The organism is Streptomyces sp. NPDC029164, from assembly GCF_055563995.1.
The window spans coordinates 23,378-40,450 of sequence record NZ_JBVHWW010000023.1 but is presented as its reverse complement, the minus strand read 5'-3'; the positions used below and the strand labels follow the sequence as shown (position 1 = coordinate 40,450).

Annotated in this window: 12 protein-coding genes and 1 pseudogene; 9 read left to right on the top strand and 4 right to left on the bottom strand. The window is 73.1% G+C overall.

Annotation, left to right across the window (positions count from 1 at the left end; translation table 11 throughout):
- The first annotated feature begins 240 nt into the window (after window positions 1-240).
- The 5 genes and pseudogenes from ACZ4VT_RS22420 to ACZ4VT_RS22400 all read left to right on the top strand — a co-directional run bounded on the left by ACZ4VT_RS22420 (window position 241) and on the right by ACZ4VT_RS22400 (window position 7,158).
- Window positions 241-663: a Fur family transcriptional regulator gene (locus tag ACZ4VT_RS22420; RefSeq protein ID WP_467952052.1), complete on the top strand. Its 423-nt coding sequence runs from the start codon at window positions 241-243 to the stop codon at window positions 661-663.
- Window positions 664-760: 97 nt separating this feature from the next.
- Window positions 761-979: pseudogene (locus ACZ4VT_RS22415) on the top strand (plasmid stabilization protein); the annotation flags it as partial.
- 44 nt (window positions 980-1,023) lie between these two features.
- The gene (locus ACZ4VT_RS22410) at window positions 1,024-1,515 is read left to right on the top strand and encodes a DUF6328 family protein (protein WP_467952050.1); all 492 of its coding nucleotides are present in this window, start codon (window positions 1,024-1,026) and stop codon (window positions 1,513-1,515) included.
- A 206-nt stretch (window positions 1,516-1,721) separates the two neighbouring features.
- Window positions 1,722-5,663, top strand: a complete 3,942-nt coding sequence (locus tag ACZ4VT_RS22405; RefSeq protein WP_467952048.1) for a Pls/PosA family non-ribosomal peptide synthetase — start codon at window positions 1,722-1,724, stop codon at window positions 5,661-5,663.
- Window positions 5,664-5,754: 91 nt separating this feature from the next.
- The gene (locus ACZ4VT_RS22400) at window positions 5,755-7,158 is read left to right on the top strand and encodes a M1 family metallopeptidase (RefSeq protein ID WP_467952046.1); all 1,404 of its coding nucleotides are present in this window, start codon (window positions 5,755-5,757) and stop codon (window positions 7,156-7,158) included.
- On the opposite strand, the gene ACZ4VT_RS22395 is transcribed toward ACZ4VT_RS22400, so the two are convergent.
- Both ACZ4VT_RS22395 and ACZ4VT_RS22390 read right to left on the bottom strand, forming a co-directional pair.
- Complete coding sequence (locus tag ACZ4VT_RS22395) at window positions 7,155-9,056, bottom strand: serine/threonine-protein kinase (protein WP_467952044.1); 1,902 nt, start codon at window positions 9,054-9,056, stop codon at window positions 7,155-7,157. The two genes, ACZ4VT_RS22400 and ACZ4VT_RS22395, sit on opposite strands and share 4 nt — an antisense overlap.
- A gap of 100 nt (window positions 9,057-9,156) precedes the next feature.
- Window positions 9,157-10,113 carry a GlxA family transcriptional regulator gene (locus ACZ4VT_RS22390; RefSeq protein ID WP_467952042.1) on the bottom strand — a complete coding sequence of 319 codons (957 nt, stop codon included), beginning with the start codon at window positions 10,111-10,113 and terminating at the stop codon, window positions 9,157-9,159.
- A gap of 109 nt (window positions 10,114-10,222) precedes the next feature.
- On the opposite strand from ACZ4VT_RS22390, the gene ACZ4VT_RS22385 reads away from it, so the two are divergent.
- From ACZ4VT_RS22385 to ACZ4VT_RS22370, 4 genes are all read left to right on the top strand, one after another.
- Window positions 10,223-11,155 (top strand): NADP-dependent oxidoreductase, encoded by a 933-nt coding sequence (locus ACZ4VT_RS22385; RefSeq protein WP_467952040.1) that lies wholly within the window; start codon window positions 10,223-10,225, stop codon window positions 11,153-11,155.
- A 52-nt stretch (window positions 11,156-11,207) separates the two neighbouring features.
- A complete protein-coding gene (locus tag ACZ4VT_RS22380; protein WP_467952039.1) occupies window positions 11,208-11,372 on the top strand; it encodes a hypothetical protein in 165 nt (54 codons plus the stop codon).
- A gap of 136 nt (window positions 11,373-11,508) precedes the next feature.
- Window positions 11,509-13,416: a VanW family protein gene (locus tag ACZ4VT_RS22375; protein WP_467952037.1), complete on the top strand. Its 1,908-nt coding sequence runs from the start codon at window positions 11,509-11,511 to the stop codon at window positions 13,414-13,416.
- Between the two features lie 243 nt (window positions 13,417-13,659).
- Window positions 13,660-16,299, top strand: a complete 2,640-nt coding sequence (locus ACZ4VT_RS22370) for a SpoIIE family protein phosphatase (protein ID WP_467952036.1) — start codon at window positions 13,660-13,662, stop codon at window positions 16,297-16,299.
- A gap of 12 nt (window positions 16,300-16,311) precedes the next feature.
- Here the strand turns inward: ACZ4VT_RS22370 and ACZ4VT_RS22365 are convergent, their stop codons facing one another.
- Window positions 16,312-16,578: a GNAT family N-acetyltransferase gene (locus ACZ4VT_RS22365; protein WP_467952034.1), complete on the bottom strand. Its 267-nt coding sequence runs from the start codon at window positions 16,576-16,578 to the stop codon at window positions 16,312-16,314.
- 27 nt (window positions 16,579-16,605) lie between these two features.
- Window positions 16,606-16,974, bottom strand: coding sequence for an antibiotic biosynthesis monooxygenase family protein (locus ACZ4VT_RS22360; protein ID WP_467952032.1), 369 nt, complete (start codon window positions 16,972-16,974; stop codon window positions 16,606-16,608).
- Window positions 16,975-17,073: the final 99 nt, after the last annotated feature.

The window sequence follows — 17,073 nt, the reverse complement described above, 5'->3', positions numbered from 1 at the left end:
GGGGAGATGAGCCCCGTCCACGGTCTCGGCCTCGTCGGTCGGATCGACGCCGAGGCGGTCACCGTCCCGGACGGTGGCACCTGCCGCTCTGGAGTCGTCCTGTCTCTTGGCTATCCATCAAACCGATCCTACGATGGACGGAATCCAAGTCAAGAAGTAGACCAAGCCCATATTGAGTCGGATCCCCGATGTCGGCCGGCAGACCTCGGGCACCGTCGAACCTGAAACAGGTGAGCCGATATGAGTGACCTGCTGAGGCGGCTGCGCGGGCGTGGCTGGCGAATGACGTCCCAGCGGCGCGTGGTCGCGGAGGTCCTCGACGGAGACCACGTGCACCTCACGGCCGACGAGGTGCACGCCCGGGCGGCGGAGCGGCTGCCGGAGATCTCCCGGGCCACCGTCTACAACGCCCTGGGCGAGCTGGTCGCCCTCGGCGAGGTCGCGGAGGTCACCACCGACGGCCGGGCCAAGCGCTACGACCCCAACGCGCACCACCCGCACCAGCACCTGGTGTGCTCCGGCTGTGGCCTGATCCGCGACGTCCACCCGACCGGCAGCCCCCTGGCCGGCCTCCCGGCGGAGGAACGCTTCGGTTTCACGGTGTCCGGGGTCGAGGTCACCTACCGCGGCCTGTGCCCGGCCTGCGCCCAGGCCTGGGAGTGAGCGGGCGCCGAGCGGGTAGGCGCCGCACACCGGGCTTCGACCAAGGAGGCACCATGCCCCGCAGTTTCACCCAGATCGCGGCCAGGGCGGTCAACCCAGGGCGGTCAACAAGGAACGCGCCCGCGCCGGCGAGTCCAAGACGGCGAGCAAGACGTCGCTGCAGGACATGTCCTCCGCCAGGCGGGGCGGGCAGCGCTCCCACAGCGGCGCGCAGGGGCCGACCTACGACCAGCTCTACGAGGAGGCCAAGCGCCGCAACCTGCACGGCCGCTCCTCCATGGACAAGGCCGAACTCAAGCGCAAACTGGGTCATTGAACCGTAAGCCGCCGGCCCGTCGGCCGCCGACCCGTGGAGGCACCATGGGCACCATGCCGGAAGCCCCCGACGGAAGAAACGAGAGCGGGGAAGAACGCGCGGACCGGCAGTGGCAGGAGCTGATCCAGGAGATCCGCGTCGCCCAGACGGGCGTGCAGATCCTCTTCGGTTTCCTGTTGACGGTCGTGTTCACCCCCCTCTTCCACGAACTTCCGCAGACCGACAAGACCATCTACATCGTCACCGTCGTGCTCGGCTCGCTGGCGACCGGCGCGCTCATCGGGCCCGTCGCCTTCCACCGCGTCGTCTCCGGCCGGCGCATCAAGCCCAAGGCCGTGGCCTGGGCCTCGCGCCTCACCTTCGCCGGACTCGTCCTGCTGCTGGCCACCTGCACCGCGGCCCTCTTCCTGGTCCTGCGGGTCGCCACGCACGACGCGCTCGTGCCCTGGCTGGTGGCGGGCGTGCTGGCCTGGTACCTCCTGTGCTGGTTTGCTCTCCCGCTGTGGGCGCGGATCCGGTACACCGCGGAGCACTGAGCGGCAGGCCCATTCCTGACCCGTTCACGACCCGTTCACCACGGTGCGGCGCCATCGTTCCTTCCCGGCCACACGTCAGGCTTCAAGAAGAAAACCCTTGATGCCGCACTAGACTGGTGGGTTGTTTGGCGCTGGAACGGAACAACCCGGGCAGACCTGGGCTCCGCCGGCGACCCGGGACGTCCGGGAACGAGACGCGAGGGCCGATGGCTGCAACACCTGAGCACGGTGAACTCACTCTGCTCGACGGCGAGGACGCGTACGGGAGCGCGAGCGGCGACGCGCGCGAGGACGCGAGCGGGGAGTCCGGCAAGTCCGCCAGGTTCTCCGCCGGACCCGCCGCGCCGACGCGCACCCTCGTCGACATCTTCGAATCCTCCGTACGGGCGTACCCCGACGAGCTCGCCCTGGACGACGGCACCACCCGCTTGACCTACCGGGCGCTGGCCTCCGAGGTCGAGCGCCGCCGCCGCGCCCTCGCGGCCGCCGGGGTGGGCCGCGGCGACCGGGTCGGCGTCCGCGTGCCGTCCGGGACCAACGAGCTGTACGCGGGCATCCTCGCCGTGCTCGCCGCGGGCGCCGCCTACGTCCCGGTCGACGCCGAGGACCCCGACGAGCGCGCCGAACTGGTCTTCGGCGAGGCCGGCGTCAGGGCGGTGCTGGGCGCCGGAGGGCGCCTCGACCCCACCGGCCTCGCGGACGCCGCCGTGTCCGCCGCGCGGCCCGGCCCCGAGCACGACGCGTGGATCATCTTCACCTCCGGCTCCACCGGCAAGCCCAAGGGCGTCGCCGTCAGCCACCGCAGCGCCGCCGCCTTCGTCGACGCCGAGGCCGCGCTGTTCCTCACCGAGGAGCCGATCGGGCCCGGCGACCGCGTCATGGCCGGTCTGTCCGTCGCCTTCGACGCGTCCTGCGAGGAGATGTGGCTCGCCTGGCGCTACGGAGCGTGCCTCGTGCCCGTCCCGCGCTCCCAGGTCCGCAGCGGCGCCGACCTGGGCCCCTGGCTGGCCGACCAGGAGATCACCGTGGTCTCCACCGTGCCGACCCTGGCCGCGCTCTGGGAGCCCGAGACCCTCAACGAGGTCCGGCTGCTGATCTTCGGCGGTGAGGCCTGCCCGCCCGAGCTCACCCAGCGCCTGGTCACCGAGGGCCGCGAGGTCTGGAACACCTACGGCCCCACCGAGGCCACCGTCGTCGCCTGCGCCGCCCTCCTCACCGGCGAGGAACCCATCAGGATCGGCCTGCCCCTCGCCGGCTGGGAACTGGCCGTGGTCGACGAGTCCGGCGAGCCGGTGCCGATGGGCGGCAGCGGCCAGCTCGTCATCGGCGGCGTCGGCCTCGCCCGCTACCTCGACCCTACGATGGACGCCGAGAAGTACGCCCCGCTGGAGTCCCTCGGCTGGCAGCGCGCCTACCGCAGCGGCGACCTCGTCCGCGCCGAACCGGAAGGCCTGGTCTTCCTCGGCCGCGCCGACGAGCAGATCAAGCTCGGCGGCCGCCGGATCGAGCTGGGCGAGGTGGACGCCGCCCTTCAGGCCCTGCCCGGCGTCGCCGGCGCGGCCGCGGCCGTCCGCACCGCCCGCAGCGGCAACCAGCTCCTCGTCGGCTACCTCGTCACCCAGGACGGCTGGGACCACGCGGCCGCGGTGGAGCGGCTGCGCTCCGAGCTGCCCGCGGCCCTCGTACCGCTGCTCGCACCGGTCGACGAGCTGCCCACCCGCACCTCCGGCAAGGTGGACCGCGACGCGCTGCCCTGGCCCCTGCCCGAACTGCAGACCACCGGCCCCGCCGAGCAGCTCTACGGCACCGAGGCCTGGCTCGCCGAGCAGTGGAGCGAGACCCTCGGCGTGGCCGTCAACAGCGCCGCGGACGACTTCTTCGCGATCGGCGGCAGCAGCCTCGCCGCCGCCCAGCTCACCACCCGGCTGCGCACCCGCTACCCGCGTGCCGCCGTCCTCGACATCTACCAGCAGCCCGTCCTGCGCAAGCTGGCCCGCCGCCTGGAGAAGTCCGTACAGGACGACGACGCGGCCCGGGTCATCGCGCCCGTCCCGCTGCGGTCCAAGGTGGTGCAGTCACTGCTGCTGCTCCCGCTGTACACCCTGGTCGGGCTGCGCTGGACCGTGGCGCTGCTGGCCCTGGGCAACGTACTGCACCTGTTCGGCGCGTACCCCTGGGCGCCCACCGCGTCCTGGTGGCTCGTCGCCGCCGGAGCCGCGCTGCTCTACAGCCCGCCCGGCCGCCTCGCGATCGCCGCCGGCGGCGCCCGCCTGCTGCTGCGCGGCGTCAAGGCGGGCCGCTACCCGCGCGGCGGAAGCGTGCACCTCAGGCTGTGGACCGCCGAGCGGCTGGCCGAGTACGTCGGCGCGACCTCACTCACCGGCTCCTGGCTGGAACGCTACGGGCGGGCCCTCGGCGCCAAGATCGGCCCCGAGGTGGACCTGCACTCCCTGCCCCCGGTCACCGGCATGCTCAAACTCGGCCGCGGCTGCGCCGTGGAGTCCGAGGTGGACCTCTCCGGTCACTGGCTGGACGGGGACCGGCTGGAGATCGGCCAGGTGAAGGTCGGCGCCGGCGCGGTCGTCGGCACCCGCAGCATCCTCTTCCCCGGCGCCCGGGTCGGCAAGCGGGCCGAGGTGGCCCCCGGCTCCGCCGTGGTCGGCCAGATCACCACCGGCCAACGCTGGGCCGGAGCGCCCGCCGGCAAGCTCGGCAAGGCCAAGCGCAACTGGCCCAAGGAACGCCCGCCCCGCTCGGTCCACTGGCGGGCCATGTACGGAGCGACCGGCTTCTGCCTCACGGCCCTGCCCGTGCTCGCCACCGTGCCCGCCCTGCTCGTGGTGAGCCGTTTCGTGCCCGCCGACGCCGGCCTCGTCCAGGCCCTGCGCGGAGCGCTGATCGCCGTCGTCCCCGGGGCGCTCGCCTTCGGATTCGCCTACGCCCTGCTGCTGCTGGTCTCCGTACGGCTGCTCAGCCTCGGCCTGCGCACGGGCAACCATCCGACGCACAGCAGGGTCGGCTGGCAGGCCTGGACGGTCACCCAGCTGATGGACCTGTCCCGGGAGACGCTCTTCCCGCTGTACGCGGGGCTGATCACCCCCGTGTGGCTGCGACTGCTCGGCATGAAGATCGGCCGGGGCGCGGAGGTGTCCACCGTCCTCGCGCTGCCCAGCCTCACCACCGTGGGCGAAGGCGCCTTCCTCGCCGACGACACCCTGACCGCCCCCTACGAACTGGGCGGCGGCTGGGTACGCATCGGACACTCCGAGATCGGCCGCCGGGCCTTCCTCGGCAACTCCGGAATGACCGCCCCCGGCCGCACCGTGCCGGACGACGGGCTGGTCGGAGTGCTGTCCGCCACCCCGAAGAAGGCCAAGAAGGGCAGCTCGTACCTGGGCCTGCCGCCGGTCAGGCTGCCGCGCTCCGCCGCCGACGCCGACCAGAGCCGGACCTACGACCCGCCCGCGCACCTGCTGTGGGCGCGCGGGCTGGTGGAGCTGTGCCGGCTCGTCCCCGTCTTCTGCTCGGCCGCGCTGGCCGTCCTGACCGTGGCGGCGCTCTGCGCGCTGATCACGGCGACAGGGCTGGGCATCTGGGGCACCGCCCTGCTGTCCGGAGCGGTCCTGCTGGCCGCCGGGGTGGCCGCCTGCGCGGTCTCGGTCGCCGCGAAGTGGCTGCTGGTGGGCCGCCACCGGGCGGGCGAGCACCCGCTGTGGAGCGCGTTCGTATGGCGCAACGAACTGGCCGACACCTTCGTCGAGGTACTGGCCGTGCCGTGGCTGGCCGGATCCGTGCCCGGCACCCCGCTGCTGGCCCTGTGGCTGCGCGCGCTCGGGGCCCGCATCGGCCGCGGCGTGTGGTGCGAGAGCTACTGGCTGCCCGAGATGGACCTGGTCGTCCTGGGTGACGCGGTCAGCGTGAACCGCGGCTGTGTGTTGCAGACGCACCTCTTCCACGACCGGATCTTGAGGACGGATACTGTGGTCCTCCGCGAGGGCGCCACCCTGGGCCCGGGCGGAATCGTCCTGCCCGGCAGCACGGTCGGGGCCCGCAGCACGCTGGGTCCCGCCTCTCTCGTGATGGCCGGGGAATCCGTCCCCGCCGACACCCGCTGGCTGGGCAATCCGATCGAGGCATGGCGGTCCTGAAAGGGCCGTCCCTGCGGTGGCCGGAAGCGGAAGCGGCGGCAGCGGGACACCAGCACGTCGTACGAGCACAGCGCAGGGAGCGGAAGCGGCAGTGAGCGGCCAGAAGACAGAGGTGTCGGACCCGTACTTTCCGGCCAACGGCGACTCCCGTTACCGAGTGCACCGGTACGAACTCGCTCTGGAATACCGTCCCGGCCCCAACCGGCTGGCCGGGACGGCCCGGCTCAGCGCCATCGCCGGGCGGGCACCGCTCACCGAGTTCCACCTCAATCTGGCCGAGTTCAGAATAGGACGCGTCCTCGTCAACGGCCGGGCGCCGCACTACGCGCACCGCGGCGGCAAACTCCGCATCCGGCCGGCCAAGCCGCTGCCCGCCGGTGCCGCCTTCACCGTGGAGGTGCACTGGGCGGGCAACCCCAAGCCGGTCCGCAGCCCCTGGGGCGGACTCGGCTGGGAGGAACTGACCGACGGCGCGCTCGTGGCCAGCCAGCCGGTCGGCGCCCCCTCCTGGTACCCGTGCAACGACCGGCCCGCCGACAAGGCCTCGTACCAGATCTCCGTCAACACGCCCTCCGCCTACACCGTGGTGGCCGGCGGCCGGCTGCTCACCCGGACCACCAGGGCCAGCACCACCACCTGGGTGTACGAGCAGTCCGCGCCGACCTCCAGCTACCTCGTCGGACTGTCCATCGGCATGCACCAGACGGTGCTGCTCGGCGACCCCGGGCTCGGCGGGGTCCCGCAGAGCGCGCACGTGCCCGCACACCTGCTGCCGAAGTTCTCCCGCGACTTCGCCCGGCAGCCGGCGATGATGCAGCTGTTCGAGGAACTGTTCGGGCCCTACCCCTTCGGTGAGTACACGGTCGTCGTCGCCGACGAGGAACTGGACGTACCGGTCGAGGCCCAGGGCCTCTCCCTGTTCGGCACCAACCACGTCGACGGCGCGCGCGGCTCGGAACGCCTCATCGCCCACGAGCTCGCGCACCAGTGGTTCGGCAACAGCGTGACCATCGCCGACTGGCGGCACATCTGGCTGAACGAGGGCTTCGCGAAGTACGCCGAGTGGCTCTGGTCCGAGCGCTCCGGCGGGCGCACCGCGCACGAGCTGGCGGTCACCGCACACCGGCTGCTGGCCACGCGCACGCAGGACCTGCGGCTGGCCGACCCGGGCCGCAAGCTGATGTTCGACGACCGCCTGTACCAGCGCGGGGGCCTCGCCGTGCACGCGATCCGCTGCGCCCTGGGCGACGGCGCGTTCTTCCGCATGCTGCGCGACTGGCTCACCGTTCACCGCAACGGGGTGGTGACCACCGCCGGCTTCACCTGCCACGCGGCCCGCTACACCGCCGAGCCCCTGGACGACCTGTTCTCGGCCTGGCTCTACGAGCCCGCACTCCCGCCGCTGCCCTCCCCGTCGATACCGGCGAAGCCCGGCTACCCGCCGACGAACGGCGGCCCCGGCAAGGGCCGGGGCCGCGGCCGAACCTCGGCCTAGCTCTGCCTCGTCCAGCGCTGGGAGGCCTCGCCGCCGCAGGACTTCGTCACGAGGCCGCTGGCCATGCCCAGGTCGAGGCAGCCGCCGCCGAGATCGCTGCGGAGGGTGCCGTTCGCACCCGTGCGCCAGATCCGGCCGATGTCCTGGGCGCAGTCGCCCACGAAGACGGCCTGGCCGAGGCCGTTGGAGTACAGGCACTGGCCGCTCTGCTGGTTGACGAGCTTGAAGCCGCCGTCCGACCTGCCCTGCACGGTCCAGCGGGCGGACCCGTCCGAGCACTCGCCGAAGTCCGAGGCGCCGAACACCTGGGTGACGCACTTGCTGTTGTTGCCGTTGCGGTAGCGGTAGGTGCCGGACGCGGGGGGTGCCGGAGGGGCCGGCTCCGTGGGGGCCGTGGACGTGCCGCCACCGGAGGGGCGCGTACTGCCGGCGCCGCCCGCGTTCGCGGAGTTGCCGGCTCCGGCCGAGCCGCCCGAGCCGCCCGGACCGGTCTGGGCGCCGCCGCCCTGGCCGGGACCGCCGCCCTGGCCGGCGCCCGCGGCGGCCGCGTTCGGCGGGACGCCGCCCGCCCCGCCCTGCGCCTGGGCCGGGTCCGGGGCCGGTGACTGCGCGGGTGACGCCGACGCCGCCGGGCTGCCGCCCGCCGCCGCCGGCGGGGACGGGTCGGCCGGCGCCGTGACCGAGGTCTGCGGGGTGTTCCGTGCATCGGCCTGCGGCGAGCCCGTGTGCGGCAGGTACTGGATGGCGAGCGTCGTGCCGCCCGCGACCACGACGACGGGGAAGACGGCCAGCAGGACGCGGGTGCGGCGGCGCCGTTCGGGCCGTTCAGGGCGGGACGCGGCGGGTGGGGGCGCGGGCCCCGGATCCTCCGGTGCCTTCTCGGATCCCTTGCCCGGTGCCGGTGCCCGTGCCGCCGGTTCCGTATCGGTATCCGGGTCCGGCTCCTCACCCGCGAGCGGGAGCGTCGGTACGTCGACCTCCTGCACGTTCGCGGCGAAGGCGGCCCGCTCGGTCAGCCGCTCGGCGATGGCCGCCGGCCACAGCGGCTCCGTGAACGGACCGTGCCGTGCGGCGCGTTCGAGGAGCTCGGCCGCGGTGGGGCGGGCGTCGGGATCCTTCTCCAGGCAGGCCGTGACGAGGTCGGCGAGTTCCGGTGCCGCCTCCCGCAACGGATCCAGGTCGGGCTCCTCGTGGACGATGCGGTACAGCACGCCGTGTCCCGACTCGTCGCCGAAGGGCGGCCGGCCGCACGCCGCGTACGCGAGGACCGAGCCCAGCGCGAAGACGTCGGTGGCACCGCTCAACCGCCGTCGGCCCGAGGCCTGTTCGGGAGCCATGTAGGCGGGCGTGCCCACCACCATGCCGGTCCGGGTCAGCTGGCTCTGTTCCGCGGCGCGGGCGACGCCGAAGTCGATCAGCGTGAGACCGCCGAGCGTCAGCATGACGTTGGACGGCTTGAGGTCCCGGTGCACCATGTCCAGCGCGTGCACCGACGCCAGGCCCGCCGCCGCCTCCCGCAGCAGCAGCCACAGCACGTCCGCGGGCAGCGGGCCGCCGTGCAGCGCGATGGCCTCCCGCAGGGTGAGCCCGGGGATGTAAGCGGTGGCGAACCACGGCGGGCTCGCGGTGCGGTCGCTGGCGAGCAGCGGCGCGGTGGCCTCCGCGGGCAGCCGGGAGAGGTTGTCCAGCTCGTGCCCGAAACGCCGCAGGAAGTCCTCGTCCTCGCCGACGACCGAGGACAGCAGCTGCTTGACGGCGACGTACCGGCCCTCTCGGACCCCGAGGTACACCCTCCCCATGCCTCCGGCGCCGAGCCGGCCCGCCAGCGGAATGGCCCCGATCCGGCGTGGATCCCCCGCCTCCAGAGGCTCGGCTCCGCTCCCCGTCAGCTCTAACACGTCTGCCCCGCTCGAATGAGGATGAGTTTCCGGAAATCTAACCCGATGATCTGCCATCGGCAACGCGCCTGGCTGAGCGCCGACTTGCCGCGCCCACCCGTCAGCCGACGCGGAACGCCTGCCGGTAGGCGGTGGGGGAGACCCCGATGCTCTGGGCCAGGTGCCGGCGCAGGGAAGCCGCCGTGCCGAAGCCCGCACGGGCGGCCACGTGATCGACGGACAGGTCGGTGGTCTCCAGCAGCCGGCGGGCGTGCTCGACCCGCTGCTGGGCGAGCCACTGGCCGGGCGGCATGCCCACCTCCTCGCCGAAACGCCTGCAGAACGTCCGTACGCTCATCCCGGCGTGGCCGGCGAGTTCGGCCAGCACGAGCGGCCGGTGCAGCTCCCGCAGGGCCCACTCGCGGGTGGCGGCCGTCGTCGCGGCCGTCGGCTCCGGTACCGGGCGCTCGATGTACTGGGCCTGGCCGCCCTCCCGCCAGGGCGGTACGACGCACAACCGGGCCACCCTGTTGGCGATCTCGCTGCCGTGGTCGCGGCGCACCAGGTGCAGGCACAGGTCGACCCCGGCCGCGACGCCCGCCGCGGTGAGGATCCGGCCGTTGTCCACGAAGAGCACGTTCGCGTCGACCTGCACCTGCGGGAAGGCCTGTTGGAAGCTTCCGGCCTCGTTCCAGTGCGTGGTGGCGGCGTGCCCGTCGAGGAGGCCGGCCGAGGCCAGCACGTAAGAGGCGGTGCAGATGGACACGATGCGGGCGCCGGCCGGCAAGAGGGCGAGGGCCTCGGCCAGTTCGTCGGGCAGCCAGTCCCGGATCTCCTCCGTGCCGCAGGTGAACGGCGGGATGACGAGCGTGTCCGCCGTCCGCAGCGCCTCGCTCCCGTGGGTCACGGTGATGGCGAAGTCGGCGCTGGTGGTCACCGGGCCGCCGTCGAGGCCGCAGGTGACGACCTCGTAGAGCGGTGTGCCGTCGAGCGCGGCCGCGGTGCCGAAGATGCGTACGGGAATGCTGAGTTCGAAGGGGTAGACGCCTTCGAGGGCCAGGACGACGACACGATGCATGGCAAGATCCTTCCACATCGTGGCAGCCTTGCCACTCGTTGCGGTCCGCCGCATTGGCGAGCCTTGATCCAAGAGGGCCGCAGGGGCCCGGCGAAGTGAGGCGAACACGATGCGTGCGATCGGTCAGGACGAGTTCGGCGGGCCCGAGGTGCTCCGGGTGGTCGAGGTGGAGCGCCCGTCGCCCGGGCCGGCCGAGGTGCTGGTACGGGTGCACGCGGCCGGGGTCAACCCGACCGACTCCTGGCACCGCGCCACCGGAGGCCTCGCCGGCGCCGTGATCCGCCTCGGCTGGGACGTCTCGGGCGTGGTCGAGGCGGTCGGCCTGGGGGTGACCACCCTGGCGCCGGGCGACGAGGTCTTCGGCATGCCGCGCCACCCGCTGCCCGCCGGCACCTACGCCGAGTACGTCACCTCCCCGGCCCGGCACCTGGCCCGCAAGCCCGCCGCACTGACCCACGAACAGGCCGCCGCGCTGCCGCTGGCCGGACTGACCGCCTGGCAGGCCCTGGTGGACACCGCCGACGTCCGCCCGGGGCAGCGCGTACTGATCCACGCGGCGGCGGGCGGGGTCGGCCACCTCGCCGTGCAGATCGCCAAGGCGCGCGGCGCCCACGTCATCGGCACCGCCCGCGCCGCCAAGCACGAGTTCCTCCGCTCGCTCGGAGCCGACGAACTCGTCGACTACACCGAAGCCGACTTCGAGACGGCCGTGGAACCGGTGGATGTGGTCGTCGACGCGATCGGTGGCGCCTATGGACCGCGCTCCCTGCGCGCCCTGCGCCCCGACGGCATCCTGGTCGCGCTCGCCTCCCCGGCCGAGGCGCGACTGGCGGACACCGCGCGCCCGCTCGGACTGCGCGCCGCCTTCATGGCCGTGGAAGCCGACCAGGCGGGCATGCGGGAGATCGCCGCACTCGCCGGAGCCGGGCTGCTGCGTCCCGCACTCGACACCGTCCTCCCGCTCGCGGACGCGGCCAAGGCCCACGAGCTCGCCGACAGCCGCCGCACGACCGGCAAGATCGTGCTCTCCGTCACCGACTGACGGGCCCGACCGCGCGATGGACCGCCCCGACCGACCCGGAAGGGGTACCGCGATGACCCCTTTCGTCCTCGTACCCGGCGCCTGGCACGGCGCGTGCGTCTGCGCGCACACGGCCACCAGGCCCACCCCCCGGCCGGCGTCGACGGGGTACGAGCGGCCGCCGAAGGATCTGCAGACCGCCGTTCCCGGTCACGCGGCCCCGCTGAGCAAGGCGTGACGCACATCGTGAGAACTATTACATTCACCCCAGAATCACCCATTTGGCGTGGATCATTGCTTCCCGGAACTGTCGTCGATGGGTCGCTTGTGGGGCCCGCGCCACCTGCTCGACCGGTCGGCGCCGTGGGAGAGACATGGGACGCCTGGGCAACTGGACCTCCAACCGACGTATCACCCTGCCGCTGGCAGGCGGCGCCGTCGTACTCGGACTCGGCGGCGGCCTCTACGTCACCGGGCTCGTGGCCGGCGGTGACATCGACCAGGGCACGAGCGTCCTGGGAGTGGACATCGGCGGCATGAGCCGGGCGCAGGCGCAGCGCAAGCTGACCCACGAGCTCGGGCCCGCCGCCGCGGCCCCGGTCGCCATGAAGATCGGCGACCGCGTGGAGAAGGCCGACCCCGCCACGCTCGGGCTCTCGCTCGACACCACCGAGACCGTCGGTCACGCCGTCCGGACGGGATACGGCCCGGCCACCGTCATCGGCCGGCTCTTCGCCTCCGGCGACCGCGAGGTCCAGCCGGTGATCCGGATGAACGAGCAGACCGCCCGGGCCGCGGTCGACCGCATCGGCGCGGCCACCGGCCAGCAGGCCCGCGACGGGTCGATCACGTTCGAGGAGGGCGCGGCGAAGGCCGTCGCCCCGCAGCAGGGCGTCACCCTCGTCGAGGACCAGGCCCTCGACACGCTCCGTACGGCCTACCTGCGACCGGCCGCCGGCCCCGTCGTGATGCCCGTCGAGCGCACCCAGCCCCGCATCGGCAGCGAGGAGACGGGACGGGCCATGCGCCAGTTCGCACAGCCCGCGATGTCCGGGCCCGTCAACCTCACCGTCGCCGGCCAGCGGCTGTCCATAGCCCCCGGCGTCCTCGGCGAGCACCTGAAGATGCGGGCCGACGCCCAGGGCCGTCTCGTGCCGGCCCTCGACTCCAAGGGCCTGCTCGCCGACCCCGCCGTGGCCCGCCCGATCGGGGCGGTCACCTCGGCCCCGCGCGACGCCGTGCCCCGTCTCGACGCGGCCGGCCGGGTGGTCATCGGCGATCCGGGCCGCGAGGGCCGGCAGGTGACGGAGGCGGCGCTCGGCAAGGCCGTGCTGCCCCTGCTGACCCGCTCGGGCGACGCCCGCAGCGGCGAGCTCGCCACTGTGGCCGTCCAGCCGGAGCTCTCCGCCGCGGAGGCGCGGCGCCTCGGCATCAAGGAGAAGGTCTCCTCCTTCACCGTCGAGTTCCCGGCCGCCCCGTACCGCACGACCAACATCGGCCGCGCCGTGGAGCTGATCAACGGCTCCGTCGTCATGCCAGGGGAGGAGTGGAGCTTCAACCGTACGGTCGGCGAGCGCACCCCCGAGAACGGCTTCGTCGACGGCATCATGATCAACGACGGCCAGTACGTGAAATCGCCCGGCGGAGGCGTCTCGGCGGTCGCCACCACCATGTACAACGCGGTGTTCTTCGCGGGCGTCAAGCCCGTCGAGCACGGCGCCCACTCCTTCTACATCGAGCGGTACCCCGAGGGCCGGGAGGCCACCGTCGCCTGGGGCACCCTCGACCTGCGCTGGGTCAACGACTCGGGCCACCCCCTGTACATCCAGGCCCGGTCCACCGACAGCTCGCTGACCATCTCCCTCCTCGGCACGAAGAAGTACGACGAGATACGCGCGACCAAGGGGCCGCGCACGAACATCACCCCGCCCGCCAAGCGGACGGGCAGCGGGCCGGCGTGCGAGGTCCAGACCCCGCTCGAGGGCTTCGACGTGGCCGTCGGCCGTGTCTTCGTCCAGGGCGGCAAGGAGGTCAGGCACGAGGAGTTCCAGACCCACTACACGCCGCGCGACGAGGTGACCTGCACGCCGGAGGCCTCGCCGACCCCAGGCGCGTCGCAGGCACCGGGCGCCTCACCGGCACCGGAAGTCTCACCGGCACCGGAAGTCTCACCGGCACCGGGAGCCTCACCGGCACCGGGAACCCAGCCGGCCGAGCAGACCCCCGAGCCCCGGCGGACCGCCGGGATCGCCCAGGCCGCGCAGGCGCCGCGTACCCCGTAGGCCCCGTCCGTCGCGGCCGCGGGCGGCCCGCCGGCCCCCGGCGGAACCCCGTCGCACTGACCGGTCGTCCAGGACCAGGTGTGACAGATCCGGCGCGCGCCGTGCGCGATGGGAGCCATGGCGGCCCGGAAGTGCTACAACTGGGTTCGTGACCATTCCTCGCCACCCGTGCCGGGCACGTCGGTGCGGTCACCGCTAGGCAACAGAACCAGGAGCGTCGCCGGACAGGTATTCGTCCTCCAGGTGGCGATCGTGGTGTTGCTCGCTGCCGGGTCACTGCTGGCCCTCGTACTCCAGTCGCGCCACGACATCGACCGGGAGGCGCGCAACCGCTCGGTGTCCGTGGCCGAGACCTTCGCGCACTCCCTGGGTCTTGAGGACGCGCTGAAGACGTCCGACCCGTCCGAGGTCCTGCAACCCCGTGCCGAAGAGACGCGCAAGGCCGCCGGCGTGGACTTCATCGTCGTGATGGACACCAACGGCATCCGCTACAGCCACCCCCAGCCCGATCGCATCGGGAAACGGTTCGTCGGCACGATCGAGCCCTCCCTCGCCGGCAAGGTCCACACCGAAAGCGTGCAGGGTCCCCTCGGCAAGGAGATCCAGGCCATCGTTCCGGTCAAGGACCAGGACGGCAAGGTCGTCGCCCTGGTCTCGGCCGGCCTGACCGTGAAGAACGTGACCGGCGTCGTCGACCGCCAGCTCCCCGTCATCCTCCTGGCCATCGCCACCGGCCTGGCCCTGGCGACCGTCGGCACGGCCCTGATCAGCAGACGTCTGCGCCGCCAGACCCACGGGCTCGGCACGCAGGAGATGACCCGCATGTACGAGCACCACGACGCGGTGCTCCACGCCGTCCGCGAGGGGGTGCTGATCACCGACGGTGAAGGACGGTTGCTGCTGGCGAACGACGAGGCCAAACGGCTCCTCGGGCTGCCGGAGGATGCCGACGGACGCCACATCGCGGACGTACCCGGACTGGACCGCCGGATGGGGGACCTGCTGCTCTCCGGCCGGACGGCCACCGACGAGGTACTGGAGAGCGGGGACCGGCTGCTCGTGGTCAACCAGCGGCCCACCCACCCCCGGGGCCGGCCGGAGGGCAGCGCGGTCACGATCCGCGACTCCACCGAGATGCGGGTCCTGACCGCACGGGCCGAGACCGCTCGCAGGCGCCTCAAGCTGCTCTACGACGCGGGCGGCGACGTCGGCACCAGCCTCGACGTGGTGCGGACGGCCGAGGAGCTCGCCGCCGTCGCCGTCCCCCGGTTCGCGGACTACGTCACCGTCGACCTGGCGGATCAGGTCCTCGACGGCGACGAACCCGCCCCGGGAGCCGACATGCGGCGTACGGCGGTCAGCGGCATCCGGTCCGACCATCCCCTCTACCCCGTCGGCCGGCTGATCGACTTCCTGCCGTCCACCCCGCAGGCGCGCGGCTACGGCACCGGCCGGGCGGAACTGGTGACCGACCTGGCCGACGCGCCGGGCTGGCAGGCCCAGGACCCGCCCCGCGCGCAGGCCATCGTCGAGTACGGGATCCACTCGCTCATCGCTGCCCCCCTCATGGCCCGCGGCGTCGTCCTCGGCGTGGTCAACTTCTGGCGGTCGGAGAAGAAGGAGCCCTTCGACGAGGACGAGCTGTCGCTGGCCGAGGAACTCGTCGCCCGCGCCGCCGTCAGCATGGACAACGCCCGCCGCTACACGCGCGAGCACGCCCTCGCCGTGACCCTCCAGCGCAGCCTGCTGCCGCGCGCCCTGCCCGAGCAGAGCGCCATGGACGTGGCGCACTTCTACCTGCCCGCGCAGTCCGGCGTGGGCGGCGACTGGTTCGACGTGATCCCGCTCCCGGGCGGCCGGGTCGCGCTGGTCGTCGGCGACGTCGTCGGACACGGCCTGCACGCCGCCGCCACCATGGGGCGGCTGCGCACGGCGGTGCACAACTTCTCCTCCCTCGACCTGCCGCCCGACGAGATCCTCGCCCGGCTCGACGACCTCGTACAGCGCATCGACCACGACCGCGACGGGGACGGCGACACGAACGGCGGGGGCGGGATCATGGGCGCCACCTGCCTGTACGCCATCTACGACCCGGTGTCCCAGCGCTGCACGGTGGCACGGGCGGGGCACCTGCCGCCCTTGGTCGTCGCCCCCGACGGCACGACGGAGATCGTGGAACTGCCGGCCGGACCCCCGCTGGGGCTCGGCGGCATGCCGTTCGAGACCGCGGAACTGGACCTGGAGGAGGGCAGCCAGCTCGTCCTCTACACGGACGGTCTGATCGAGGAGCGGACCCGCGACATCGGCGAGGGGCTGGAGCTGCTGCGGGCGGCTCTCAGCCACCCTGACCGGGACCCGCAGGACAGCTGCCGGGCCGTGCTCGACATGCTGCTGCCGCCCCGGCCGACCGACGACGTGGCGCTGCTCATCGCGCGGACGCGGACCCTCGGCCCGGACCGGGTCACGCAGTGGAACGTACCGTTCGAACCGAGCGCGGTCGGCGCCATGCGCAGTGTCGCGGCGAAGAAGCTCGACGAGTGGGGCCTGTCCGAACTCGGCTTCGCCACGGAACTGATCCTCAGCGAACTGATCACCAACGCCCTGCGGCACGGCAGCGAGCCGGTCCGCGTCCGGCTCCTCCACGACCACACCCTGACCTGTGAGGTGTGGGACGGCAGCAGCACGGCCCCCCACCTGCGGTACGCCGCCACCACGGACGAGGGCGGCCGCGGCCTGTTCCTGGTCGCCCAGCTCAGCGAACACTGGGGCACGCGCTACACCCCCGAGGGCAAGGTCATCTGGGCGGAACTGCTCCTCCCGGGCACCCCGGGCGGCGCCGACCCACCCGCCCTCGCGGCCTTCCTGGACGTGGACCCCCTGTGAGCCCCTGCGCGCTCAGAGCCGGCGCCGGTAGCGCAGCTCCGTGAGAGCGACCTCGTCGTAGACGTCGTCCCGGGTCGTGCCATCGGCTCGATAGCCGGCCCGCTCGTAGAAGCGCCGGGCCCCTTGGTTGTCATGCAGCACCCACAGGGCCGACGTCTCGAACCCCTGGCCCTCCATCCTGGAGTGGGCCTCATCGAGGAGCCTCCGGCCGATGCCCTGGCCGATCTGGTCGGGTGAGACGTACAGGCGTAGACCTCTCGCATCAGCCTCGACCGTCATCGCGTCCAAAGTCTCCCACGAGGGCGCCTACCGGCTCGCGCCCGTCCCCGCCGACGGGTACCAGCCGAGTGAGTCGTGTTCGGGCCCCGGTCTCGGTTCCGGTTCCGGTTCGGCGAGCAGGTCGTCGACGATCTGCAGCCGGGTCTCCGGGAAGCGCTCCGCCATCGCCTCCAGCATCATGGCCAGCCCCTGCGGGTCGGGCGCCGAACACCGTTCACGCGTCTCCTCGTCGGGCCAGCGGGCGTACGCCACCCAGGTGCCGTCGTCCGCCCGGTGCAGCCGCGACCCGTACGAGCCGCACCGCGCGTGGATGGCGGCCGTCACCCGGTGCCAGCCGTCGGCGAACTGCCGCTCCAGGCCCGGGCGGAGCCGCCACCGGTAGATCACAGCGAACACGTCTGGATTCCCCTTCCGGGCAGGTCGGTTGTCGTGATCACCCTAGAAGGCGCCGACCAGGCGCGTTGCCGCCGGGGACCCCTTCCCGGACCGGCCGCC

Coding starts and splice junctions, on each gene's coding strand:
- ACZ4VT_RS22420 (WP_467952052.1), top strand. CDS start 241: ATGAGTGACCTGCTGAGGCGGCTGCGCGGGCGTGGCTGGCGAATGACG.
- ACZ4VT_RS22410 (WP_467952050.1), top strand. CDS start 1,024: ATGGGCACCATGCCGGAAGCCCCCGACGGAAGAAACGAGAGCGGGGAA.
- ACZ4VT_RS22405 (WP_467952048.1), top strand. CDS start 1,722: ATGGCTGCAACACCTGAGCACGGTGAACTCACTCTGCTCGACGGCGAG.
- ACZ4VT_RS22390 (WP_467952042.1), bottom strand. CDS start 10,113: ATGCATCGTGTCGTCGTCCTGGCCCTCGAAGGCGTCTACCCCTTCGAA.
- ACZ4VT_RS22385 (WP_467952040.1), top strand. CDS start 10,223: ATGCGTGCGATCGGTCAGGACGAGTTCGGCGGGCCCGAGGTGCTCCGG.
- ACZ4VT_RS22380 (WP_467952039.1), top strand. CDS start 11,208: ATGACCCCTTTCGTCCTCGTACCCGGCGCCTGGCACGGCGCGTGCGTC.
- ACZ4VT_RS22375 (WP_467952037.1), top strand. CDS start 11,509: ATGGGACGCCTGGGCAACTGGACCTCCAACCGACGTATCACCCTGCCG.
- ACZ4VT_RS22365 (WP_467952034.1), bottom strand. CDS start 16,578: ATGACGGTCGAGGCTGATGCGAGAGGTCTACGCCTGTACGTCTCACCC.